Genomic DNA, 22,848 nt, shown 5'->3' with positions numbered 1-22,848 from the left:
AGAGGTGAAGTTAAGAACCCCGAGTTTTTATTTAACGGGTTCTTGATTAAAGTGTTATTTTGTTGCTTTTTCGATATAAGTGACAACATCATTCACTGTTTTAATTTTTTCCGCATCTTCATCGGGAATTTCAATAGAGAATTTTTCTTCCAACGCCATAACAAGCTCTACCACATCAAGAGAATCTGCATTCAAATCTTCAATAAAACGAGATTCTGGTTTTACTTCATTAGCATCAACGTTTAATTGCCCTACAACTACTGCCTTTACGCTTTCAAATGTATCCATTGTGTTCTCCTTGATTTAGACTTAAAAGCTACCATTATAACAAAAATTTATTAAATGGCAAGATTCTCTACATATACAATCCGCCATTTACCTTAAGCACTTCACCTGTGATATAGTTTGAAGCATTTGAGAGTAAAAACGCCACTGCTTCAGCCACATCATTTGCCTCACCAAAACGTCCAAGCGGAATGTTTTTCATATAGCTTTCTACGACTTCAGGCTTTAGCTCATCTGTCATATCGCTTTTTATGAATCCAGGCGTAACGCAATTAAAGCGGATATTGCGCGGTGCGCCCTCATAAGCAAAAGATTTGCTCATCGCAATCATACCACCCTTGCTCGCAGCATAGTTTGTCTGCCCCATATTACCACGTTCGCCGATAATAGAGGCGATATTAACCACACTCCCAAATCGCTGCTTACTCATAATCTTGAGGGCTTCCCTACAACCAATAAAGCAGGATTTGAGATTAGCATTAATCACTTCTTCAAAATCCTCTACGCTCATACGCAAAGCAAGTTTATCATTAGTAATCCCTGCATTATTAACCAAATAGCCCAAAGCCCCATCACTCTCTACAATCGCCTTCAATGCAGTGATAAATTCCTCCTCAATACTCGCATCAAACCTAATCACCGCCGCCTTGCCACCATTAGATTCTATCTCTTTTTTAAGCTCATCTGCCAATTCTGGCTTTGAGCGGTAGTTTATCCACACCTTTAGCCCATAACTTGCCAATGTTTTAGCAATCTGCGCCCCGATGCCCTTACTCGCACCGGTAATAAGCACATTATTTCCTTGAAATGTCATTACATACTCCTTATATTTTTAGATTCTATACCCTTAAACTCATTTTACATTTGCCAAATCCTGTAAAAATAAGCCTAGCAAATAGAGAATCTATGTTTTATATCTTTAATACAAAGGTTAGAAGTATATCAACGAGTGGCTTAAATTTGCAAGTGTGGATTCATATTCTACATCTGCAAAGCAGGGTGTATTTAGAAATCGCGCGAAATGATAGATTAAAGAATCTATGTCTTAGAAAATGAGTTTGCAAGTGTGAATAAGCACGTTATGCGTATGATGAATAAAACAATGTCTTAGTCACAAGTTAATAGCTTTAGACGTTTTGTAGAGCTTTGCCCTGTAAAACAAGACTTTGTGCTGATCATATCACAATAGCAAAGGAATATATAGCTTTTAGAATATAATCACTATCTATACTAAATCTCACGCTATCTATGCTGCTATCTTACACTTTCCACGATGGGAGTATTAAAGAGAATGCAAAAACTCCTGCAGTGTGGTAGAAATCTGCTCATCATAAGAGTCCAAAACACCATTATTCAAACAAGCATTAATAAAAAATACAAATAATGCGCCCAAAGTAGAAATAAAATGCCCTTATGATAGTAGTCATACCCCGCCTTGCAATGAAATTTATAACGAAACGTAGCACATTAATCAAAAAAAAAAAAAAAAGATATTCAAGGCTAAGGCTTAAAATATGCTGCAAAATGTGGCATAAAATCAAAGCAAAAATGGCTTGTAAAAGTATAATCCTGCCCTTTGAAGTGAAATTGGAGATTATGAGCATTCAAGCAAAGATAGGGCGCACCAAAGTATTGTGTATATTGCGGGAGTTCATTGTTTTGCAAATATTCCCTGCTATGTGCTTCATTGGCACCATAGAGTGGGTCTCCCAAGATTCTATGTCCTATAAAGGCGCAATGCACGCGGATTTGATGTGTCCTACCGGTGAGGGCTAAGGCAGACACGAGGCTAGAATTTGTGGGATTGTGGTAAGCTATGGGACGCAAGAGTGTGCGACTTTTTTTGCCATTTTCGCACACAATGCTTTTGATACATAAATCCCCGCCTTTATGCCTTTGTGTGCTAAGTGGCTCATCTATAAGGATTTCTTTTTCTACTTTGCCCTTTACAATGGCATAGTAGCTTTTTATAACCGCACCTTTTTGCATAAGGACCTTTAGCGCCCTCTCACTTTGTGGGTTAATCGTGCAGAGCAATAAGCCGCTTGTCTCTTTATCAAGGCGATGAAGGGCTTTAGCGTGAGTGCCAAAGCGCGATTTGAGGGCATCATTGAGCGAATAGTGATAGAATCTCCCCTTGGGGTGGGTGAGGAGATTGTGCGGTTTGTCATACACGCAAAAATCCGCATTATAAAAAAGCGGCTCTAAGGGCATATCTTGAGGGATAAATTCATTAAGCTCTACATCGCCGCAAATGATTTCATTTTTTCTAATGATATGCCCATTTTGCGTGAGATACGCCTTGTCTATGGCTCTTTGAGCTTCTTTAATGCTATATCTCCTATGCCGCATAAGGAATAAAAATGCAGCTATGGGTTCTTCGATCTTATAACAGCGCGTAACAAAAGGCATATACGTCCTTTTAAAAGCTATATTATGACAGATAAAACAAAACCATCATCTTTATTTAATGCTTTTTTAATAAACATTGCTTGGTTGCAATTTTAAAGTTTCTTTAATCTATGTATGCCTTGAGCAAAAAGCTTAAATGTGCAAGGTTAAGTTAGCACTAAAGCATAAATACAAAACTAATTTGAATATACGCCCCTCTTCCTCTTATATATCCGTTTGTTGAATTTCCTCTCACACTTACAACGCTTTTAAAGGTTTTTGTGGGTATGCACTTCGTGCAATCTAACTTTATGCGAGTTAATGTTATACTTTACCTGCAAGCGAGTAAAGCCAGATCATAATTTATCATTTTTTCTACTCAAGACTATCTTAATATCAAAAGCTTATTTTGGGATACAAAGTTTGGCTTGGCTTGTTTCTACAAGTATTTCCGCCATCTTATCCATAAAGAATCCGTGCTTTGCCTTATGCTCTAATGCCATAAAAATATCCATTATCTTGCTTTTTTCCGCCTCAAATGCAATCTCAAAACGCGCAAAAGATGTATAAAAAGATGTGCCAACCTTAGCATTAATCACGAGTTTATGTCTATCACTAATGACCTCAAGCATTTTTAAATCATCATTAATTTTACGATAGTTAATCACCAGCGGAATACCCACAACCTCCCTTGAAGAGACAAGTTTAATAGTGTGTGTATATTCATATTTTTCAAGTACTTCATCGGAGAGGGCATCTAATATTTTCATTTTGATATTATAAAAATCTTCCATTGATTTATCGCTGTGCTTAGGAGCTTTCGATCGCCATTCTCGATATTCTTCTCGATAGCGCAAATCATTATTTCTAGGTATAGGGCGAGTGTCTCTATGACCTGTTCTCTCATCTTCAATTTTTTTAAAAAGCTCAAATTCTTCTTGTGTAAGAATCTTTTTACCTATTTCAATCATACGAAGCTTGTTATCCATCTCCGTTACCACCACCATTTTCCCTCCTTGATGGGCTCCTTGCAGCTCCCATACCTGAGATATATTATTATAGCAAACGCTTGGATATTTAAGATAAATGCCGCCTTTTATTTAAAAAATAATACTTTATTTAACCATAAAAAAAATTGAAAAAATGGTTAATCAACTCACCCTTATTTATTTTTGTTTCCATAATGCAATGTTATGCTCATCGTATAAATTTTGTTTGGCTTTTTTAAATCTTTACTGATCCCTTGCAATGTCTTCACCGCTGCATTGTCAATCTCCGCATACCCGCTGCTTGAAATCACTTGTATATCAAAGACAACCCCCGACATATCAATCTTAAAAGCAAGCTTCACTTCACCTTTTTTATACCCTTTTAGTCTCTGCGTAAGAGCATAATGCTTAGCTATAACTTCATATACGTGCTTCATATATGCGTCCATTTCACCCGCACTACTTGCCTGTGAAGCAATACTTTGCTGCGATTGAGCGTTTTGCTCCTGCCGTGTTAAAATACTTTCCTCTATAATGTCCCCCTCCTGCGTCCTTATCTGCTCTGGCTTTGCTATGCTTTTGTTATCAATCCGCTTATGCTGCTTTTGAGGCTTTTGCTTAGGGGGTAGGGCTTGGGCTGCTTTGGGGGAATCTTGCCCTGTGGTCGTAAAATGCGATAAAGAAAGATGGGTAATAGATGCCTCACTTGCTGGTATCACCCTATGAGTATTCCAAAAATAACCTATCAATCCTACCACATACACCGCACCTGCAAGACAAAAAGCAAATATAGTGGAAAATTGCTCTTTTCTCTCCAGCGCTTTTTTACTCATCACTTCTTTGCACAAAAATACACTCCACCATTAGGCAAAACCACGCTTTGTGTGTCTATACCATAAAGCTGCTTGATATGAGATTCACAAAGTGTCTCTTTAGGTGTGCCATAATGCAGTAATCTCCCATCTTTTATCATTGCTATTTTATGCGCGATGAAGCACTGCTCAGGGTGGTGAGAAGTAATGATAATACTTTTATCTGTGAGTTGAGATAGAATCTCCAAAAGTCTAAAAGAATGCGAAATATCTAGCGCACTCACAGGCTCATCAAGCACGATAATGGGCGTATCTTGGGCTAAGGAGCGCGCTATTAGCACGAGCTGCTTTTGCCCACCGGAGAGCCTAGAGTATGTCTGCACAGATAAATGCGCTATACCAAGCATTTCTAAAGATTCTATTGCCTTTTGCTTATCGCCGCTATGATACATCAAAGCACTATGGCTAAAGTGCCCCATAAGCACGACTTCAAGCACATTATAAGGGAAGTTAATATGATGGCTTTGTGGCACATAGCTTACAATCCTTGCCCTCTCTTTAATACTAAGTTTATGCGCGCATTCGCCATTTAAAGCCATACCCCCACTATAAGCCAAATGCCCCAAAATCGCCTTAAGCAAAGTGCTTTTGCCACTGCCATTTGCACCTAAAATTGCACAAATCTCCCCCTTATTCACTGCCAAACTCACATCGCATAAAATCTGCTTTTTGCCAATACTCACGTTTATATGTGAGAGCTTTAATGCCTCATTCATTGAACGCTCGTTTGTTGATATAAATCGTTATTACAAAAATAGGGATTCCCACCATCGCCGTGATGATGCCCAATGGAATCTCTGTGGCTAAGGCACTTCTAGCAAATGTATCACAAATAAGTAAAAACAACGCCCCAAATAACGCACAAAAAGGCAGCATAAAGCGGTGATTCGCCCCCATAATAAAACGCGCAATATGCGGAATGACTAAGCCCACCCAGCCTATTACTCCAGCCAATGCCACGCTGCAGCTTGCAAGCAAAGTCGCTATGCAAATACACATTATACGCATAAACCTTACATTCACGCCCAAACTCTGCGCGCTCTGCTCATCGAGATTGAGTATATCAATAGAGCGGGAGAGAATCACGCTAAAAGCCATACTTAGCGCAAAGACAGCACAGGCAATATACAGAGGGAAATCCGCCTTTGCATTACTCAAGCTCCCCATCAACCAAAACACAATGCTAGGCAGAGTGTTATAAGGGTCGGCGAGGATTTTTAAGATATACATTCCCGCACCAAAAAACGCCGAGACAATCATACCTCCAAGTATCAACATTAATATGCTCCTACCATTATCAAACACCCAGCTTAAAGCAAGGGCTAGGAGCATAGCCACAATACCAAAGACAAAGCACAACGCCTCTATGCCAAAGATATTCAAGCCCAAGAGTATCCCAAGCCCCGCGCCAAAACTCGCGCCATTAAGCACCCCTAAAATCGTAGGTGAAACGAGAGGATTCCCTACTATCCCTTGATACAAGCCCCCGCTTAACGCCAGAGAACCACCCACAACGATAGCGGCTAATACACGCGGGATTCTTATCTCAAATATCACAAAATGCGACAAGGTGTTTTCCTCGCTCATATCTGCGCCCACAAAGGCAAGAATAGAGGCAAAATCAATATGAAAATTCCCCAAAGTAACCACATAGAATCCGCACGCACAAAGTAAAATACCAAGTAAGATAATCAACCCTATTTTGCGCTTATTTGACATCATATTATCACTTAGGAATAAAGGTAATGCCTATCTCGCGGCTATGTGTATAGCTAATCTCACCATTTACTTCATTTTCACACACATATTGGGTAATGAGCCTCTCATCAGGTGTACCATCGTGGATACGAATATGCCATTTAATATCCTCTATCGCCTTAAGACTAGGAGATTTATAGACAAAATCTGCCTTTTTGTATAGAAACTGCGGCTCTTTATAGCCCTCCTCTTTGAGCCATTGCAGCACATTAGGCAGCCCCACAGGAAGCAAAAGCCCTAAATGATGCAAATGCAGAATCTTATCTAAAAACGCACATTTACGCTCTCTCCCCCAGCCCACATAGCACAAGCCCTCTTTGCCAAGATTCAAAGCCTTTAAAAAAGCTGCTTTATTATTAAGTGCGGGAGTCATAGAGGCAAAGCCTAAGTCAATTTCATCGCTTAATGTGCTTATATCATATTCTAACCAAGCGCTATGGAGTGTTTGAATATTATACAGCTGATGAGATTTCGCGTCTGTCTCTAAATGACCTAGCATTTGTGAGGAAATATCACTCGCATAAATCTTTTTTGCCATAAAAGCAAGTTGCAAGGCGAATCGTCCATTCCCACAGCCTATATCAAAAATCACCTTGTTTGCAAACTCCACTCCCTGTGATAGAAAAAAATCTAAAATCTCTAAAGTATCCTGTGTATCTTTGATAAATCGCGGGAAGCTCTGTGCCTTTTTGTCCCAATTCTCCGCTTGTGTTTGCATATCTTTCCTTTTATCTTTTTGCCCTACTCTCTCAAGCCTTGAATCCGCTCATACTCCTCATCACTCAAATCCCGCAAAAATGTATGAAAGAAATATTGCGCCCTTTCTTTGACTTCTTTTTGACTTATAAGCGTAGGCTGCACTTTCTCAAAGGCCCATAAAAAGCCTAGAGATTGCATTACACTAGGAGGGCGCATAAGCCAATTTGATGGTGTGGAGGGAGCGTAGTAGATTCTATGATTTTTAAACGCGCTAAGATTCTTCCACTGCAATGGGGCATTACTCATTAGCTCCCTATAAAAGGGCAATTCCCGCACGAATATCACCTCCGGATTTATACTCGCTAGAATCTCAAAGTTAATACTTGATTGCATAGAGGGATTATCTAGCATAGAGCAATCAAGGGCATTCTCACCGCCAATATAATAGGCTAAATCCTTCTGCCCCACACTCGCGCATTGGCTTTTTAGCCCATCAAAGCCCTGTGCGAAATACACCTTTGGACGCTCTGTAATGGCATTTTGCAAAGATTCAAGCCTCTTTCCTTGCTCCTCTACAAATGCAAGGAGTATATCCGCCTTTTCGCTCACCCTCTTATCAGCGGCAAATGCCTCCTTATAAGCCTTAATAGCTAAGGGTATGTCCTCAAAATGATAGCCCGGGACGATAAATGTCTTGATACCTACCTTTTGGTAAGGCTCTAGCATATCTTCACTGCTCCCCTCGCTGAAAAACACCACATCAGGCTTTAAAGCCACAAGGCTTTCAAACGATACGCTTCTATTCCCCATATGTCCCAAAACGGGCAAAGTAGAGATATTTGGCGGCATAAAGGCTATATCCTCCTCGTATGGCTTGTAGTTTAGCCCAACCATACCTTGAGGATTGAGGATTTCTAACAGCACACTCAAAGGGGGATTCATACCAAATGCCCTAATGACTTGCTCTTGGGCTGATTGTGTAGATTCTATAGAATCTACCGCCTGTGGCTGCCCTGCTGCTTTTGCTCCCTCATCGCTTTTGTCTCCACAGGCGATAAGAATTAATGCTATTAAAACAATATATAATGCTCTCATACACACTCCTCTTATTGATTTCCTTGGCTATTGCGATTACATCGCAATAGCCACCACTTACATATTCTCTCGTCATTACGAGGCTTTACAAGTTAAAGCCGTGGCATTCGCACGAAGTGCAAACCTCTTAAAGCGTCGTAGGGGGTGAAGGGTATATCCCTGAACGATATATAAGGGGGAGCGAGGCATATATTGCCGAGCCGACTTCGCATTTGTGTGAAACACTAATCCACACTTGCACATTTAAGCCCCTCCCCTTTATAAAAAGAAAAAAAATAAGAAAATTAAATCTTTAAAAACTCATCGTTTTTATATTCCCTAAGATTCCCTCCCGCGCCATTAGCTTAAAATATTCTTAAAATTTATATTCCACACCTGCTAAGATTCTACGTCCGGGTTGATAGTAACCACTGCCATAGTAGTAATTTCTATCCAGCAAATTATACGCTCCTACTGAAAATTGCAAGGCTTCAATAGGGCGATAATTAAGCTTCACATCAAGCAAGAAAATATCGTTATTTTGCGCATAACCTGTTGGGTTTCTAGTGCTACCCAAAAGATACCACTGCTTACTTTGGAAAGTCGCTAAACCTATCAAATCAAGTTGCTTGAGAGGAGCAATAAGCAATGAGGCATTACCGATATGGTTAGGATAGTCTAAGATTCTACTTCCATCGACACCATAGCTAGAGCCGCTAGCATTTGTCGCTTTTCTCTCTGTATAGGTATAGTTTGCACTAAAGACAATCTTTTCATCTAGGAATCCTTGCTTGAGGCTTACCTCTGCCCCATAGGCATAGCCCTCTTTAGCGTTAATAAGCTTTGAACATTGGCTTCCATTCAAGCAACTATTGGTAGGGTCACTTACAGAAATAAGAATATCGTTTATATCATTATAAAATGCCGCAATGCTAAAATGGGTGCTTTCATAGTCAAACTTCGCTCCCAATTCATAATTTATTGCAGATTCAGGAGAAATGTCAGGGCTAGGAGTGCGATTACCCCAAGTAGTCGAGTATCTATCTTTTAATGTAGGAAGCTTAGATTTTTTACCTACATTGACATAAATTGTGCTCCAATCCGTAGGCGAGAGATAGACAATCCCTTGCAATGTCCAGCCCTGCAAATGCTTAATGCTTGTTAAATCCTTATTATTTGTGCTACTCCCTTTAAGGAAGTCGTTCCTATCATAGCTTCCATTGAGTGCAAAGCGCAATATATCATTGATGCTTTGTGCATATTCTGCAAAAATAGAGGTAGAGAGGTCGCTAATCTTGTTATTATCATTTGTACCTGTTGCACCCGGAAGTGGTTTATCAGTGTGATTGATGTTATCATTTTTTAGATTCACACCTATTTTGAGATTCTTATTTTCATCAAAATCTATATTAAGGGTCTCGATGATGCCCAACGCATAATCATCATAAATAGAAATACCCATAGCATTTGAATTGCCAATATTTTCATAATTTGCTTGTAAAGAACCAAGCATTTCAAGCTCATTATAGAATCTATCATAATAAATTCTGCTATTAAGGCTTAGCATATCATTAAACCTTGAATTGCCCAGAATATAGGCAGTAATCTTATCATAATGAGGCCATTTCCAAAAGTTCCCTCCTGTGTTGGCATTAAACATACCGCCCTTATCGCCTTTTTGATAAATAAGATTCAAAGAATATTCGTGATTTTCATTTGGTTCAAATCCTGCCTTAACTCGCAATGTGTGGTTTGTGTAATAGGAATTAAGCTTTTCGGCCTTAGGCTGATAGGCTGTGGGCGTGAATTTTGAAGAGAGATTATACGAATCTCGTCCATCATAGGCATAGCCAAGCTGGAAATAGTATTTCCCCATATTTGTGCCTACTTGTGCAAATGCACGATCTTCATTATTGCTTACAGAGGTATAACCCGCATTAAGCTCTAGGGCGTCTTTTGGCTTAGAAGTAACGATATTAACTGCCCCACCTAGCGTATTCATACCATAAATAGGGCTTGTATAGCCCTTAGACACATTGATTTCAGCTATCCCAAAGGTGCTAAACTGCGCCCAATCCGTCTGTCTATCATATATGCTATGCACGGGGATTCCATCGATGAATAGCCCGATGTGTGTCGTGCTGTATCCTCTAATGCCTATGCTTGGCTCACCTCTCTGCCCTGTAGCTGGCTGGAAAAACACACCGGGCATATAGCGCAGTGCTTCGGCGACATTTTGTGAGCTTGTATTGGCAATATCTTGTGCAGTAATATTTGTCAAGGTGCTATTAGTATCCACAGGCTTATGTTCGCCCTTTGCCATAACCTCTATCCGCCCAAGGTCATATACCTCTTCGGTGAATCCTACCCCAAGGAGCAATGAAGCCAATGCCCCCCCCCCTAAACATTTGTGCCAAATTTTTGTTTCCATATATGCCTCCCGTTGTATAAAATTTTATGCGACGATATATTATAAATTCTGTTCTTAAGTTTTAATAAATAATGAGAGAAAGAGCGTATTTTGATACCTTAAGGCAATATCGCGCATTCAAATTAAAATAACAAGATTACACAATCTGTGTGGGCTACTATCCAAATCGCATAATAATGTTTATCCTAGAGAATCCACTTTAAAACTCACTCTACAAATGTGAATTAGCACAAGGGCAAATACGGCAGCTTGAGCTACAATAGCAAAGGCATAGATAGACTGGAGAATATTAATTCCACAAGCGAAAACCTATGCCTATGCGTTGAGCATATTGATTATATTCAAACATATTATCCCCATATCCATTCACATATTGGCAATAAATACCTACATTATCACTCACACGTAATGTATAGCCTAACTCAAAATAAGGATAATATACCCTTGCAATAGGTGGGCGCACATAGGCTTCAAGCAAATGCCTCTTGCTTTTATAATATAAACGTAAATCACTATAACCCCGATAGAGTGGCAAATCAGGATTATCGTGCATAAAACCATCTAAATGTGTCCCTGTGTATATCCAAGTGCCAAGATTCAAGCCAAATGTCCCATAACTCAAGGTATCATACTCCCAACGTATATTTAAAAGAAGGCGATTTTGAGTGCGTGAGCGTAAGAGTCTCTCACCATTGCTTGTATGATTAATACCAAGAGAAATACCCTTCAATACCCCACCTAAAAACTTAATAGGCTTTTCATAGCTATAAAATATTTCAGGCTGATAGTCTAAATCCCTAAATGGACGAGAATCAGGTTTATTGTAATTTTGGAACCAAGCCGTTTGTGTGTATGCAAAATACAGCTTCCCATAAGGTGAAAAAAGTTTTTTTGTAACAGCAAGTTTAAAACTAAACTGAAATTTAGTTTCTCTATTAAGATTCCCCGGGGCTGGCTCACTGAAACTATAATAATAAGGCAAGATATATATGGCTTTATGCGGATAGAGTGCTAGATACGATTGATCTGTGCTAGGTATTGATAGTGGGGGAGAGAATACAGAATCTACATTAACATACATATTTTGTTTTTGCTGCTCCTGCTGCTTTTGCTCTTCTTGTGCTAAGGCAAATACACTGCATAGCCACATTATGCATACTCTACCCCATCGCTTCATTGTTTATCCTTTCTCTTAAACATAGCCTTTATTTGAGCTTGTCCAAAGTAAATATTCATACAATCCAAGCTTAAACAAAACTAGAGCAAGGCTACACTTGCTCTTTAAATGAAGCCAATATATGAACTATCCTAGCAATAATTTTAAGAAGCGTTTGTGAATATACCACCTACTTTCCATATACAATCTCGAGCGCTATTATACTACATTCTCACCCTGACCAAAATAAAAGGAAATTTTGTTTTTATTTATCGCAATATAGCTTGTTGAAGGACATTGTATGCTTTTATTACACTCCTTTATTATTTTGATTTGATTCTTTAATTTAAACATTGCTTTATTGAAGTTTTAGATTCTCTAATTTATTATACCCTTGCTGTTGCGATGTAATCGCCGCATTCGCACAAAGTGCTAATCCACACTTGCAAAAAACCTTACCCCCCCCCCCCCCCCATAAAACCACACACTATCTTAAAGATAACGCAGCAAAAAACACTCTCTCTTGCAAAATTCCCATCCTATGGCTCCATTGTTATCATTCGTAATAGTCTCTAATGTGGCGGTATTTTCATTACTTAAAGTAGTGATTGTGCCCATATTATCTACTTTGGTAAATGTAAAAAATTTCTTTGAGATTTAACAACGAAAATAAGAGCAATGGGTGTAATGCACCTATCAATAATTACAAGATACTAGATAGTGTCCGCCAAATAGGTTTTAGCGATTAATAGAACGAGAAATGCTTGTGCCAATCATTAGAGATAATGCTAACAAAAAGCCTCAAAAGAAGCGGGGGTTATCCACTTAAGCCAAGATAAACATTCCTTGAAATTGAGTTTGTAGCCAAGCATAACACCTTATGCCTAAATCTTAAACATAATCTTATCTTTGCCAAACACAAGTGAATCTACAATACTCGTAAATATATTTTGCTAGTGGATAGTAAAAATCAGCTTCTATTTATTATGACAATGAATATAATTTACCTCAAACTAGAGCGAGTGGCTAATGGAGTAAATGCTTAGTATGCACTTGATTTAAGTCTATATAAGCGAGGATATGTTTTGCTTGTAAAAGATAGATAAGAATCTTGCCTGTTGTTTTGCCAAAAGAGATAATTTGTTGAATCTAGATTCTATAAATAACCCTCTTTTTTGAAATGTCCTAAAACTTGTTTATAGACTTCTTTTTTGAAATGTATAACACGCTCAAACAACTCCTGTGTGCTGACAAAATCATATTTGTCAAACTCAGGGATAGGGGTGCAAAGATTAATCTCTGCATTATTCTTTAATCGCACGAGAAAATATTTTTGAATCTGCCCTGCAAAGCCTACATACATTTTTTTTGCCATACTTTTGGGGAAGTCATATTGTATCCAATGGGGGCATTCGCTAATGATTTCTACTGCGTTTGTGCCTATTTCTTCTTTTAACTCGCGCAAAAGTGCTTCTTTGGGGCTTTCACCCTCATCAATTCCCCCTTGTGGAAACTGCCACGCTCCCTTAACATCAAGGCGATGCGCGATGAAAAATAAGCATTCTTTAGGATATGCACTTGAGAGAATCACAGCAGCGACATTGGGGCGGTATTTTTTGATTATGTTTTCACTAGGATTCATACTCTGCCTTTGGGTTGTATCATTTTGCTGTGCATTATAAGCTATAATATACAATAATCTTTTAAGAAGCCACCAAGGGATTATTATTTATGCTGCTTTACATTCACATACCTTTTTGCACGAGCAAATGCGGATATTGCGCCTTTACTTCTTTTGTGGGGGAGGAGGCATATTTTAATAACTATATTGAAACTTTGTGTGTAGATTTAGCCCATACTTTGCAGGATAAGCATTATTGCCTTAGCTCTATTTTTATCGGTGGAGGCACTCCTAATATTTTAAGCGCGAGGCATTATGAGACTATTTTCACGCTTGTGCATAAATATGCTAATCTTGCCCCGCATTGTGAGATTACCCTAGAGGCAAATGTAAATCTCTTAAGTGCGCAATGGTGCAGGGATTTATGCACTTTGGGGGCAAATAGGCTAAGTGTAGGGGTGCAGAGCTTTGATAACGCAAAGTTACAATATCTAGAACGCGAACATAGCGCAAAAGACATTACTCATCGTATGGAAAGTGCGTATAATGCGGGATTTGGGAATTTGAGCTGTGATTTAATCATCAATACCCCACTTGATAATAAGCCCCTTATCGCATTTGAGCTTACCTCCGCACTCAAACTACCCATCAATCATATATCTGTATATGCCTTGAGTATCGATGAAGGCTCACATTTTGCCTCAAAATCAAGTAATAAGCAGTGTCGCACAGATGAAGAGTTGATTTTCTACACACGTGAGATACTGCAAGATAGGGGATTTATGCAATATGAAGTGTCTAATTATGCAAGGGAAAATAGGCAATGCAAACACAATCTAGGCTATTGGCAGGGGGAAGAATATCTAGGCTGCGGGGCAGGAGCTGTGGGAAGAGTGGGTAAGATTCGCTCAAGGACTTGCTCTCATCTTAAAGAATATTTACAAAATCCTACTAAACGGCATAAAGAGCATTTGAGCGAGGCAGATTTGCAAACAGAGGCAATAATGCTAGGGCTTAGATGTACTAAGGGCGTGGATATAAGCTCTTTTAGTCATATTTTGCACTCACAGGCTTTGAGCGATTTGCTTGAGGGTGGGAAATGTGAGCTATATATGTGCGGCGATAGGCAGTTCTTACGCGCTAAGGAGCTATTTTTAAGCGATGAGATTGCCTTATGGATAGAATCTAGACTTTAAGCCTTAGAAATCCATTTCTCACTGAATAAATCTTAAAAATTTAATATATCCCTTTGTTTTTGGAGGATTTTGCAAGTATAAATTGGCACTTTTTGCAATGCGGCGATACATAAAACAGCTTGGGCTACAGAATCTTATTACGATAGAGAGTGCAAAATTCGTGCGCTATGCGGGGATTACACGAGCCTTTGAGTGTGCTAAACTGCAATGCTTTGAGCTTTAAATTCTCATCAAGAGGCGTTTGTAGCATTGTTTCTAAAAGTGCCATAAACTCCGTGCGACTTAGGGTATAAAATCCTAGCACAAGCCCAAATCTATCGCTTAAGGAGAGAATCTCATCTTGTGCATCATTGAGATGGAGTGTGTCTTGAGGGTAAGATTCGCTAATGAGGTGGCGTTGGTTAGATGTCGTGTAAAATAACACATTCTCCGCTTTATTCTCAAAAGAACCTTCAAGTATGCTTTTAAGGGATTTGTAGCCTTGCTCATTTGGCTCAAAGGATAAGTCATCACACATAATAATGAATTTATAGGGCAATTCCCGCACACAATCTTGCACCATAGGCAAAATACCTAAAGATTCTTTGCTTAACTCTATGATACGCAAAAGTGAATCTAGAGCTAATACATCACTTAATACCTGCTGCAAACACGAGCTTTTCCCACAGCCTCTAGCCCCCCAAAGCAAAGCGTGAGAAGCCCTCTCTCCTCGCATAAAAGCCTGTGTATTGTGTGTGAGAGCAGCAATCTCTTTATCCAAGCCAATGAGGTGATAGGCTCTTTTAAAATCGCTTATAGGTTTAAAATAGCCGCTAAAACCCTCAAATGAGGAGCGATAGACACAAGCGGAATACTCCTCCCACGAGAAATTAAAGCACTTTGGCAACATCTTTTTTATTGTTTTCTATGCTTTTGTGAATCTTATTGCAAACAAGCGCGATATGTGGCGTGGGGGATTGTTTGAGAGTGATTTTTACATTGCCCCCCTTTTTTAGTGCACCAAAGAGGATTTCATCACTTAAGGCGAGTTTGATTTGACTATCGATAATCTTTTTTATCTCTCGCGCACCAAGGGCTTTATCCATACTTTGTGTGGCAAGATAATGCAGCGCCTTAGTATCTATGCTTACATTAATATACCGCTCCTTAAGCGAGGTAGCAAGATCGCTAATGTATTTTTTAGCAATCAATGTATATTCTTTAAGCCCTAGCGGATTAAAATGTATCACACTATCGATTCGACTACGCAATTCAGGGGAGAAAAGCATTTTGATAGCGCTATCATTTTTGCTTTGTATATCCGCTCTAAAGCCCAATGTGTTTGCCTCCTTACTCCCAGCATTGCTTGTCATAATGACAATTACATTCTTAAAATCCGCCTTATTCCCAGCATTGTCTGTGAGACTTGCAGAATCAAGAATCTGCAACAAAATATTATAAATATCGATATGCGCCTTTTCAATTTCATCAAGCAGTAATACACAATGGGGATTCTTACGGATAGAATCTACAAGTAATCCCCCCTGCTCAAAGCCCACATATCCCGCAGGTGCACCAATAAGCCGCGAAATAGAATGTGCCTCCATATATTCGCTCATATCAAATTTAACAAACCCAATGCCTAAAATACGCGCTAATTCTTTAGCAAGTTCAGTTTTCCCCACGCCGCTAGGTCCAGCAAAGACAAAACTACCAATAGGCTTATTCCCCTCACTTAGCCCGGCTTTGTTTGTCTTAATCACTTTGCTTAGCTCATCAATGGCTTTATCCTGCGAGAAAATACGCTCTTTAAGCTTGCTAGCAAGGGTAAGCAGGGCTTTTCCCTCATCTTTACTCATAGAGCTTTTAGGGATATGCACACTTTTGCTAAGGATAGATTCTATATCTTTAATAGTAATAAGAGGCATAGAATCTTTGTCCGTGCGGTAGATTCTAGTATTTGCCCCCACTTCATCAAGCAAATCAATCGCCTTATCGGGTAAAAATTTATCGCTGATATATCGATTAGATAAATCCACACAGGCTTTGAGGGCTTTTTTTGTATATTTGATGTGATGATAAGATTCATAAATGGGTGCTAAACCCTCTATGATTTTATAGCAATCCTCCAAACTTGGCTCTTTGACTTCTACCTTGCTAAATCGCCTCACAAGGGCTTTATCCTTATCAAAATGCGTTTTAAACTCACTAAAGGTAGTCGCCCCAATGCAACGTAATGTACCATTAGCAAGGGCGGGCTTAAGGAGATTAGAGGCATCAAGATTTGATCCAGAAGTTGCTCCAGCGCCTACAATCGTGTGAATCTCATCGATAAATAGCACACTATGGGGAATTTGCGCGATTTCTTTTAGCACACCTTTTAATCGCTTTTCAAAATCGCCGCGATATTTGCTCCCTGAAATCATACTGCCCACATCAAGGGCGAAAATTTGCGCATTGTGTAAAGCCTTTGGCAATCGCTTATGATAAATCTCTAGTGCTAATCCTTCAGCAATGGCAGTTTTCCCCACACCGGGCTCACCTACAAGTATAGGGTTGTTTTTTTTACGTCTGCAGAGTATCTCACTCACACGCCAAATCTCTGCCTCGCGCCCAATAACAGGGTCGATTTTGTCCTCTTTAGCAAGTGCAGAGAGGTTCCTTGTGTATTTTTCAAGATAACTTTCTGCAGATTGTGTGCTTTCATTTATTACATCTTCGTGCTCTTGTTGCGTGATGACTTCTAGCACACTTAGTCTATCAATACCTTGAGATTTGAGTATCTGTGTGCTAAAGCTTTGATTTTCTTCCATAATAGAGGCAAGGAGATCTCCTACATCTACACTTTGACGATTACTATTTTGAGCGTGCTTTACCATTGTTTCGATAATTCTATCAAGGGCTGGTGTTTGCCTAGGGTTTTGTATGAGATGATGAGAAAATGGCACATATTTTTGCAAATAGAGATTTGTCATACGGCGCATTTCCTGTATATTACCCCCACATTTTTGCAAAATAGAAATACCTTGAGTATTATTCAGCGTGGCTAAAAATAGATGTTCTGTTGTGAGGATATTATGTCGCATTTCTCGTGCAATATCGATAGATTCATTAAAAATAAGCGTAAGATTCTGTCCTATCATATACCCTCCTTAAGAAAGCATTTCCTCGGTGATAACACGAAGGGGATATTTATGTGCCTTTGCCTTTTGGGTAACAATTTGGCTCTTGAGTTCAGCAATATCATAGGTATAAATCCCGCATACTCCCCTGCCCTCGTTGTGAATCTTTAGCATAATAGCCGTAGCTTCATCAGAAGTCTTATCAAACACCTCCATAAGAATCTGCGTTACAAAATCCATCGCTGTATAATCATCATTTAAAAGCAAAACGCGATAAAGTCTTGGCTCCTCAAGTAATGTATCTGTGCTTGTCTCAAATCCCGTATGCGCCAAATTATCCCCTTTAGAATTGATTAAAAAGTGCTATTTTATCAAAGTTTGGTAAAACGAATATATTTTTTAGAATTTTGTTTTTTATGCTACTTTTCAAAGATATAATACTTCTGGTTTGTGAATCTGCGAAGGAATACTTAATGATTTATTTTTACACACTCATTGCGCAATCTACATTGAAAAATCGCATTCCTAAATCCTTTTCTCACGCATTAGCCCAACTGCAAGATATGGATGCACTTGAATCCAAAGGAAAGCATATCGCGCTTAAATCTACCCTTGTTATAGGCATTATAGATATTGCCCAATCAGGCAAAGTTTTTGTAAAAGACCTTCGCTCTCCTCATACTAAAGATGCCTTTCTTGATGGTATAAAGGGTATGGGGTTTAGAAAGGGCGATATCATCTTAGCAAAGATTAAAAGTAGAGAGAGGCTGCATTTTATCACCCTTTTGTATCGTGCTAAGCCATATTGTTTTGCTGTGCTTGTACTACAAAAAGGTATGATAAAAGCTGTGGAATTGGGGGTCAAGTCTCATAAAGCCGCATTTATCACCCTTAAAGCCTCGCAAAAGTCCCTCCGTACCTTGCCTCCCTATTGTGTAGTGAGAGTAGAAATCGCCACGGGTAAAATTACTGAAGTGCTGGGGATTCTAAAAGATGCTCATATTGATGAAAAACTCGCCCTCAATGGTATGGCAAAAGACTTTAGCCCCATTGCAATCCAAAACGCTAAAGCCTTTGATGATACGCTCTGTAAAGAGATGTATACTCATCGTGTGGATTTAAGCCATCTGCCTTTTTGTGTGATTGACCCAAAAGATGCAAAAGACCACGATGATGCCATTTATTTTGACACAAAGGAGCAAACGCTCTATGTGGCTATTGCCGATGTGAGTGAATATGTCAGTATGGAGAGTGAGCTTGATAAAAATACAAGACAAAGAGGCTTTAGCATATATTTTCCGCATAAAGTAATCCCTATGCTCCCCAATGAGCTAAGCAGTGGAATCTGCTCACTTAAGGCGCAAAAGCTTTCTTTAGCAATGGTGTGGAAGATTTGCTTAAATAAACAAGCCCATATCTTACAAAGCGAGCTTTTAGAAGCGATGATTATGCCACAGGCTAATGTGAGCTATGAAGAAGTAGAAGCCTTTTTACACAATCAGCCAAATCCTCTGCCTAAGGCAATCCAAAAATGGCTCAAAGCCTATGTGCCCTATGTGAAAAAGGCAAAAGCACATCGCTTAAAGCAAGGCTATGAATTTTGCAGTGAGGAAATAACCCTAGAGCTTAATGTGGAGGGTAAAATATCCCATTGGCAGCGACATCAGCAAGGCTTAGCCCATAGCATTATTGAAGAATCAATGCTCTTAGCTAATGTGGAGAGTGCAAAAATGCTCGAAAATACTGCTCCTCAAGGTATTTATAGAATCCACCCCACCCCAAAAAAAGATCGTATCGGCTTTCTTTTGTGGCAGCTTGAAAATATGGGCTTTGAAATCCCGCAGACCAAAGATATTCACAAACTCATTCACACACTTCAGGCACAAAGCGCATATATGTATACCCATAATGTAGAAGCCCACACACTTAAAATGCGTGATATCCTAGATAGTATGATTATTCAATCCTTTGCCAAAGCCACATATAGCACACATAACATAGGGCATTTTGGCTTAGGTTTTGATGTCTATACACATTTTACCTCGCCTATTCGCCGATATAGCGATTTGGTAGTGCATAGAATTTTAAAGGCTATTTTGCACAAACACAAAAGTATTGATTTTTTAACACATACTCTCAATGGGATCGCTGAAGAGCTGAATGTCAAAGAAAGGCAAATCAGCCATATTGAGCAAGCATTCTATCGTCTTAAAATGCTTCGCTATGCAGCAGAACTTTTAGATTCACATAAACAAGTGATGTGTCCCGCCATTGTCATAGATGAATCCTCCCATTGTATAGCTTTAGATGTGATACCACAGATGAAAATTACACTTTCACACTCACTTGAGAAATACACAATCATCAATGTTCGCCTTGAAAGCGTAGATTTGATACAAGGAGCTATCTATGGGACATATTTGGAGTAAGGTTTTTACTCAATTTTATGGCAAATAGAAGATTCTAGAAGCTTCAAAGCCCCCTTAGAATCTCCGTATTCTCTACCACCACATTCTACTGCATTAAGAGTATGAGCTACGCATAAAACAATCCTTTTGCTTTTGTCTGTGTTAAAAATATAATATTGTTTCAAAAATTTTTTTGTGGTTTTCAAGGAATGAGTATATTTCAGTGAAATACTTCACTTGCATAAAAATTAAATTACACGAAGATTTGCATACATACGCGGTGTTTGCTAGATACCCTCTCGCCCCACACTTGCAAAATGCACCCCTCAACCTTGATAAATCCCCTGAACATTTTCTACCTTCCGCAAGAAAAATATTTTTATTTTATAATGAGCAAACCCTATTTTCCTAGATTTATAGAATGCTCCACACTAAGCAAAAATTTTCAATACTTAAACTTTACTATATATGATGTAAGAGCTGCATTCACACGAAGTACTAATCCACATTTACAAACTCATTTTCTAAGGTAGAGATTCTCTAATCTATTATGCCCTTGCTGTTGCGATGTAATCGCCGCATTCGCACAACGTGCTAATCCACACTTGCAAAAGATCTTGCTTTGCAGATATAAAATCTGCTTCGCGCCTGAAGGACGCGCTTCACTTATCAAGTGCAATTCTAAGATTGAGGATCACTATTCTATTTTGCAAACTCAACTGCCCTCATTTCACGTATCACGCTAACCTTAATCTCACCGGGATACTGCAAAGTAGATTCTATCTCTTTAGCAATATCCCGTGCTAAGATGACACTCTTTTCATCATTTATCAAATCCGCACGTACAATCACCCGCACTTCACGCCCAGCATTAATCGCATAGGCTTGTTTCACGCCGATTTTATCCATCGCAATACGCTCAATATCCTGCATTCTTTTTAAGAAATTCTCTAATGCCTCACGTCTAGCACCCGGACGTGCCGCAGAGAGTGTATCAGCTGCACATACTGCCGCGCACTCAATGCTTTGAATCTCCTCATAGCCGTGATGTGCCTTAATAGCGTTAATCACCACAGGGTGTTCTTTATAACGGATGCAAACCTCCACACCCAAATCCACGTGGCTACCGCCTAACTCTTGAGTAAGAGACTTACCAATATCGTGCAAGATTCCCGCTCTGCGTGCGAGTTTTTCATCGCCTCCAAGCTCCCCAGCAATAATAGCTGCCAAATTAGCCACCTCAATAGAATGCCCGAGTGCATTTTGCCCAAATGACGCACGATAGCGCATTTTGCCAAGCAAATATGTAAGCTCGGGGTGCATATAGCCTAAATTCATATCAAGCACGATATTTTCTCCATCTTGCCGCACCTGCTCGTCCATCTCATTTTTGACACGTTCATACATCTCTTCAATTCTTGCAGGTTGAATCCGTCCATCTTCTACAAGATTTTCAATCGTCTTTGTCGCAATCGCACGGCGGTAGAGATTAAAACTACTTAAAATAATGCTACCGGGTGTATCATCAATAATCACATCAACACCACTAATAAGCTCTAACGTCTTAATATTGCGCCCTTCTTTGCCTATGATTCGCCCCTTTAGCTCATCATTTGGGAGATTAACCACATTAATTAATCGCTCATTGGCAAAATCCCCCGCATAACGTGTAGTGGCTTGGGCAAGGATATAATTTGCCTTTTTCTTTGCCTCCTGCTGTGCCTCCCTCTCATAACGGCGAATAAGCATAGCCTTTTCCTCATAAAGTTCCTCTTCAAGATGGGAAAGCAGAATGTTTGTCGCCTCCTCTCTACTCATTTGCAAATGTTTTGAAAGGGTGCAGAGCATTTCTTTTTTAATATCCTGATTCTCATTTTTGAGCTTATCAAGCTCGGTTTGTGAGCGCAAGACCTTTGCCTTAAGCTCGGCTACTTCTTGCCTATCTTTGTCAATCTGTGCCTTTTGATACTCAAGCTGCTGATACTTGATACGCTCTTCTTTGTCAAGTTTAGCCACTTTAGCATCATATTCTTTAGACAACTTCGCACATTCCTCATCATAGGAACGTTCTAAATGAAGCTGCTCCTCTTTAAGTTTAAGCTGGTGCTCTTTAAGCAGTCTCTCTGCTTCATATTCAATCGCCTTTGCTTTTGCTTTTGCCTGCTCTATAATGATATGAGAGTGAGAGTAAAATATCCTTCTAGCGATAAAATACACGCTCACACCGACCAATAACCCAAAGATTATACTTCCTATTACATACCATACTTCCATTGTGCTTCCTTACGCATAAAGCCGATGGTGTTAAAAAACAATCTCCCTGCACGTCATAATCTTGTGTAATAACATCTGGCACATAGTTTGGACTTCGTGCTACAAAAATAATATGAACCTTATTTTTAAGAGTAGGCATAAACCTATCATACATACCCCTCCCAAACCCTATTCGCCTAAAATGCTTATCAATGCCCAAAACAGGAATAATTACCGCATCAACTTTGATTAATTTAAATATAGAATTATTTGACTCATAAATGCCAAATGCGTTTTTATGCAATGGCATTCGCAATGGTATCATTTTGAAACTGAGTCCTTGTATAAAAGGAATAAAAACGCGATATTTTTTTTTGCGTAGTGTGGCAATAAGGGGCATAATATACACCTCATTGCCAAAAGGCATATACACGAGCACTTTGCTACATTTTTGCCTCTCTAAATAGGTAAGCAAATCTTTATTAAGTGCCTTATCTGCCAAGCGATTATGCTTAAAGCAATGCTCCAATCGTGCCTTCGCATAGAATCTAAAGTCCTGTTTAGTAATCGTTAATCCTTTTTTTAGATATAATGATATAAACATAGCATAAATG

At 39.2% G+C, this 22,848-nt stretch carries 23 protein-coding genes; 3 read left to right on the top strand and 20 right to left on the bottom strand.

Annotated features, from left to right (window positions below; all coding sequences use genetic code 11):
* Nucleotides 1-54 precede the first annotated feature (54 nt).
* Entirely contained in the window at nucleotides 55-288 is a 234-nt protein-coding gene (acpP, locus tag V3I05_RS07620; RefSeq protein ID WP_300447371.1) for an acyl carrier protein, read from the bottom strand.
* 67 nt (nucleotides 289-355) lie between these two features.
* Nucleotides 356-1,099 (bottom strand): 3-oxoacyl-ACP reductase FabG, encoded by a 744-nt coding sequence (fabG, locus tag V3I05_RS07615; RefSeq protein WP_295700693.1) that lies wholly within the window; start codon nucleotides 1,097-1,099, stop codon nucleotides 356-358.
* Between fabG and V3I05_RS07610 the strand changes: the two genes are divergently transcribed.
* Nucleotides 1,093-1,341, top strand: a complete 249-nt coding sequence (locus V3I05_RS07610; protein ID WP_300447374.1) for a hypothetical protein — start codon at nucleotides 1,093-1,095, stop codon at nucleotides 1,339-1,341. The genes fabG and V3I05_RS07610 overlap by 7 nt on opposite strands.
* A 444-nt stretch (nucleotides 1,342-1,785) precedes the next feature.
* Here V3I05_RS07610 and V3I05_RS07605 read toward each other — a convergent pair whose 3' ends face one another.
* The 11 genes from V3I05_RS07605 to V3I05_RS07555 form a co-directional block, all read right to left on the bottom strand.
* Nucleotides 1,786-2,697 (bottom strand): pseudouridine synthase family protein, encoded by a 912-nt coding sequence (locus V3I05_RS07605; protein WP_300447378.1) that lies wholly within the window; start codon nucleotides 2,695-2,697, stop codon nucleotides 1,786-1,788.
* Between the two features lie 383 nt (nucleotides 2,698-3,080).
* Nucleotides 3,081-3,683 carry a hypothetical protein gene (locus V3I05_RS07600; RefSeq protein WP_295700687.1) on the bottom strand — a complete coding sequence of 201 codons (603 nt, stop codon included), beginning with the start codon at nucleotides 3,681-3,683 and terminating at the stop codon, nucleotides 3,081-3,083.
* A gap of 155 nt (nucleotides 3,684-3,838) precedes the next feature.
* On the bottom strand, nucleotides 3,839-4,498 hold the full coding sequence (locus tag V3I05_RS07595; protein WP_343353201.1) for a TonB family protein: 660 nt from the start codon (nucleotides 4,496-4,498) through the stop codon (nucleotides 3,839-3,841).
* Entirely contained in the window at nucleotides 4,498-5,253 is a 756-nt protein-coding gene (locus V3I05_RS07590; protein WP_343353200.1) for an ABC transporter ATP-binding protein, read from the bottom strand. Before V3I05_RS07590 ends, V3I05_RS07595 begins: the two co-directional genes overlap by 1 nt.
* A complete protein-coding gene (locus tag V3I05_RS07585; protein ID WP_343353198.1) occupies nucleotides 5,246-6,259 on the bottom strand; it encodes an iron ABC transporter permease in 1,014 nt (337 codons plus the stop codon). The genes V3I05_RS07590 and V3I05_RS07585 overlap by 8 nt, the downstream gene beginning before the upstream one ends.
* A 4-nt stretch (nucleotides 6,260-6,263) precedes the next feature.
* Nucleotides 6,264-7,013 carry a class I SAM-dependent methyltransferase gene (locus V3I05_RS07580; RefSeq protein WP_343353197.1) on the bottom strand — a complete coding sequence of 250 codons (750 nt, stop codon included), beginning with the start codon at nucleotides 7,011-7,013 and terminating at the stop codon, nucleotides 6,264-6,266.
* 23 nt (nucleotides 7,014-7,036) lie between these two features.
* On the bottom strand, nucleotides 7,037-8,089 hold the full coding sequence (locus V3I05_RS07575) for an ABC transporter substrate-binding protein (RefSeq protein WP_343353196.1): 1,053 nt from the start codon (nucleotides 8,087-8,089) through the stop codon (nucleotides 7,037-7,039).
* A gap of 355 nt (nucleotides 8,090-8,444) precedes the next feature.
* Nucleotides 8,445-10,499, bottom strand: coding sequence for a TonB-dependent receptor (locus V3I05_RS07570; RefSeq protein ID WP_343353195.1), 2,055 nt, complete (start codon nucleotides 10,497-10,499; stop codon nucleotides 8,445-8,447).
* Nucleotides 10,500-10,788: 289 nt separating this feature from the next.
* Nucleotides 10,789-11,676, bottom strand: coding sequence for a phospholipase A (locus tag V3I05_RS07565; RefSeq protein WP_343353193.1), 888 nt, complete (start codon nucleotides 11,674-11,676; stop codon nucleotides 10,789-10,791).
* A 471-nt stretch (nucleotides 11,677-12,147) separates the two neighbouring features.
* Nucleotides 12,148-12,273 (bottom strand): hypothetical protein, encoded by a 126-nt coding sequence (locus V3I05_RS07560; RefSeq protein ID WP_304474911.1) that lies wholly within the window; start codon nucleotides 12,271-12,273, stop codon nucleotides 12,148-12,150.
* 538 nt (nucleotides 12,274-12,811) lie between these two features.
* Nucleotides 12,812-13,297 (bottom strand): RNA pyrophosphohydrolase, encoded by a 486-nt coding sequence (locus tag V3I05_RS07555; RefSeq protein ID WP_295700664.1) that lies wholly within the window; start codon nucleotides 13,295-13,297, stop codon nucleotides 12,812-12,814.
* Nucleotides 13,298-13,386: 89 nt separating this feature from the next.
* Between V3I05_RS07555 and hemW the strand changes: the two genes are divergently transcribed.
* Entirely contained in the window at nucleotides 13,387-14,472 is a 1,086-nt protein-coding gene (gene hemW, locus V3I05_RS07550) for a radical SAM family heme chaperone HemW (RefSeq protein WP_300447407.1), read from the top strand.
* Between the two features lie 124 nt (nucleotides 14,473-14,596).
* Here hemW and V3I05_RS07545 read toward each other — a convergent pair whose 3' ends face one another.
* The 3 genes from V3I05_RS07545 to V3I05_RS07535 are packed head-to-tail and all read right to left on the bottom strand — an operon-like array spanning nucleotide 14,597 to nucleotide 17,906.
* Complete coding sequence (locus tag V3I05_RS07545; protein WP_295700658.1) at nucleotides 14,597-15,361, bottom strand: DUF815 domain-containing protein; 765 nt, start codon at nucleotides 15,359-15,361, stop codon at nucleotides 14,597-14,599.
* On the bottom strand, nucleotides 15,342-17,594 hold the full coding sequence (locus V3I05_RS07540; RefSeq protein ID WP_343353191.1) for an AAA family ATPase: 2,253 nt from the start codon (nucleotides 17,592-17,594) through the stop codon (nucleotides 15,342-15,344). The genes V3I05_RS07545 and V3I05_RS07540 overlap by 20 nt, the downstream gene beginning before the upstream one ends.
* A 9-nt stretch (nucleotides 17,595-17,603) precedes the next feature.
* Nucleotides 17,604-17,906 carry an ATP-dependent Clp protease adaptor ClpS gene (locus tag V3I05_RS07535; RefSeq protein ID WP_295700654.1) on the bottom strand — a complete coding sequence of 101 codons (303 nt, stop codon included), beginning with the start codon at nucleotides 17,904-17,906 and terminating at the stop codon, nucleotides 17,604-17,606.
* Between the two features lie 140 nt (nucleotides 17,907-18,046).
* Here V3I05_RS07535 and V3I05_RS07530 point away from each other — a divergent pair, with 140 nt between their 5' ends.
* Entirely contained in the window at nucleotides 18,047-20,002 is a 1,956-nt protein-coding gene (locus tag V3I05_RS07530; protein WP_300447417.1) for a ribonuclease R, read from the top strand.
* A 5-nt stretch (nucleotides 20,003-20,007) separates the two neighbouring features.
* Here the strand turns inward: V3I05_RS07530 and V3I05_RS07525 are convergent, their stop codons facing one another.
* From V3I05_RS07525 to V3I05_RS07510, 4 genes are all read right to left on the bottom strand, one after another.
* Nucleotides 20,008-20,166: a hypothetical protein gene (locus V3I05_RS07525; protein ID WP_343353190.1), complete on the bottom strand. Its 159-nt coding sequence runs from the start codon at nucleotides 20,164-20,166 to the stop codon at nucleotides 20,008-20,010.
* 332 nt (nucleotides 20,167-20,498) lie between these two features.
* The gene (locus V3I05_RS07520; RefSeq protein ID WP_295700648.1) at nucleotides 20,499-20,654 is read right to left on the bottom strand and encodes a hypothetical protein; all 156 of its coding nucleotides are present in this window, start codon (nucleotides 20,652-20,654) and stop codon (nucleotides 20,499-20,501) included.
* 29 nt (nucleotides 20,655-20,683) lie between these two features.
* Nucleotides 20,684-22,255: a ribonuclease Y gene (rny, locus tag V3I05_RS07515; RefSeq protein WP_300450315.1), complete on the bottom strand. Its 1,572-nt coding sequence runs from the start codon at nucleotides 22,253-22,255 to the stop codon at nucleotides 20,684-20,686.
* Nucleotides 22,182-22,838, bottom strand: coding sequence for a 5-formyltetrahydrofolate cyclo-ligase (locus V3I05_RS07510; protein ID WP_299136067.1), 657 nt, complete (start codon nucleotides 22,836-22,838; stop codon nucleotides 22,182-22,184). The genes rny and V3I05_RS07510 overlap by 74 nt, the downstream gene beginning before the upstream one ends.
* Nucleotides 22,839-22,848 lie beyond the last annotated feature (10 nt).

It is taken from the genome of Helicobacter mastomyrinus (assembly GCF_039555295.1).
GTDB lineage: Bacteria > Campylobacterota > Campylobacteria > Campylobacterales > Helicobacteraceae > Helicobacter_C > Helicobacter_C mastomyrinus.
The sequence above is the reverse complement of the archived record's forward strand: the minus strand, read 5'-3'. Positions and strand labels throughout refer to the sequence as shown.

Excerpts from the sequence above, each read along its gene's own strand:
- V3I05_RS07510 (WP_299136067.1), bottom strand. The coding sequence starts at position 22,838 with ATGTTTATATCATTATATCTAAAAAAAGGATTAACGATTACTAAACAG.
- V3I05_RS07575 (WP_343353196.1), bottom strand. The coding sequence starts at position 8,089 with ATGAGAGCATTATATATTGTTTTAATAGCATTAATTCTTATCGCCTGT.
- V3I05_RS07560 (WP_304474911.1), bottom strand. The coding sequence starts at position 12,273 with ATGGGCACAATCACTACTTTAAGTAATGAAAATACCGCCACATTAGAG.
- acpP (WP_300447371.1), bottom strand. The coding sequence starts at position 288 with ATGGATACATTTGAAAGCGTAAAGGCAGTAGTTGTAGGGCAATTAAAC.
- V3I05_RS07610 (WP_300447374.1), top strand. The coding sequence starts at position 1,093 with ATGTCATTACATACTCCTTATATTTTTAGATTCTATACCCTTAAACTC.
- V3I05_RS07605 (WP_300447378.1), bottom strand. The coding sequence starts at position 2,697 with ATGCCTTTTGTTACGCGCTGTTATAAGATCGAAGAACCCATAGCTGCA.
- V3I05_RS07545 (WP_295700658.1), bottom strand. The coding sequence starts at position 15,361 with ATGTTGCCAAAGTGCTTTAATTTCTCGTGGGAGGAGTATTCCGCTTGT.
- V3I05_RS07565 (WP_343353193.1), bottom strand. The coding sequence starts at position 11,676 with ATGAAGCGATGGGGTAGAGTATGCATAATGTGGCTATGCAGTGTATTT.
- V3I05_RS07540 (WP_343353191.1), bottom strand. The coding sequence starts at position 17,594 with ATGATAGGACAGAATCTTACGCTTATTTTTAATGAATCTATCGATATT.
- V3I05_RS07555 (WP_295700664.1), bottom strand. The coding sequence starts at position 13,297 with ATGAATCCTAGTGAAAACATAATCAAAAAATACCGCCCCAATGTCGCT.
- fabG (WP_295700693.1), bottom strand. The coding sequence starts at position 1,099 with ATGACATTTCAAGGAAATAATGTGCTTATTACCGGTGCGAGTAAGGGC.
- V3I05_RS07530 (WP_300447417.1), top strand. The coding sequence starts at position 18,047 with ATGATTTATTTTTACACACTCATTGCGCAATCTACATTGAAAAATCGC.
- V3I05_RS07595 (WP_343353201.1), bottom strand. The coding sequence starts at position 4,498 with ATGAGTAAAAAAGCGCTGGAGAGAAAAGAGCAATTTTCCACTATATTT.
- hemW (WP_300447407.1), top strand. The coding sequence starts at position 13,387 with ATGCTGCTTTACATTCACATACCTTTTTGCACGAGCAAATGCGGATAT.
- V3I05_RS07580 (WP_343353197.1), bottom strand. The coding sequence starts at position 7,013 with ATGCAAACACAAGCGGAGAATTGGGACAAAAAGGCACAGAGCTTCCCG.
- V3I05_RS07590 (WP_343353200.1), bottom strand. The coding sequence starts at position 5,253 with ATGAATGAGGCATTAAAGCTCTCACATATAAACGTGAGTATTGGCAAA.
- V3I05_RS07600 (WP_295700687.1), bottom strand. The coding sequence starts at position 3,683 with ATGGTGGTGGTAACGGAGATGGATAACAAGCTTCGTATGATTGAAATA.
- V3I05_RS07585 (WP_343353198.1), bottom strand. The coding sequence starts at position 6,259 with ATGATGTCAAATAAGCGCAAAATAGGGTTGATTATCTTACTTGGTATT.
- rny (WP_300450315.1), bottom strand. The coding sequence starts at position 22,255 with ATGGAAGTATGGTATGTAATAGGAAGTATAATCTTTGGGTTATTGGTC.
- V3I05_RS07570 (WP_343353195.1), bottom strand. The coding sequence starts at position 10,499 with ATGGAAACAAAAATTTGGCACAAATGTTTAGGGGGGGGGGCATTGGCT.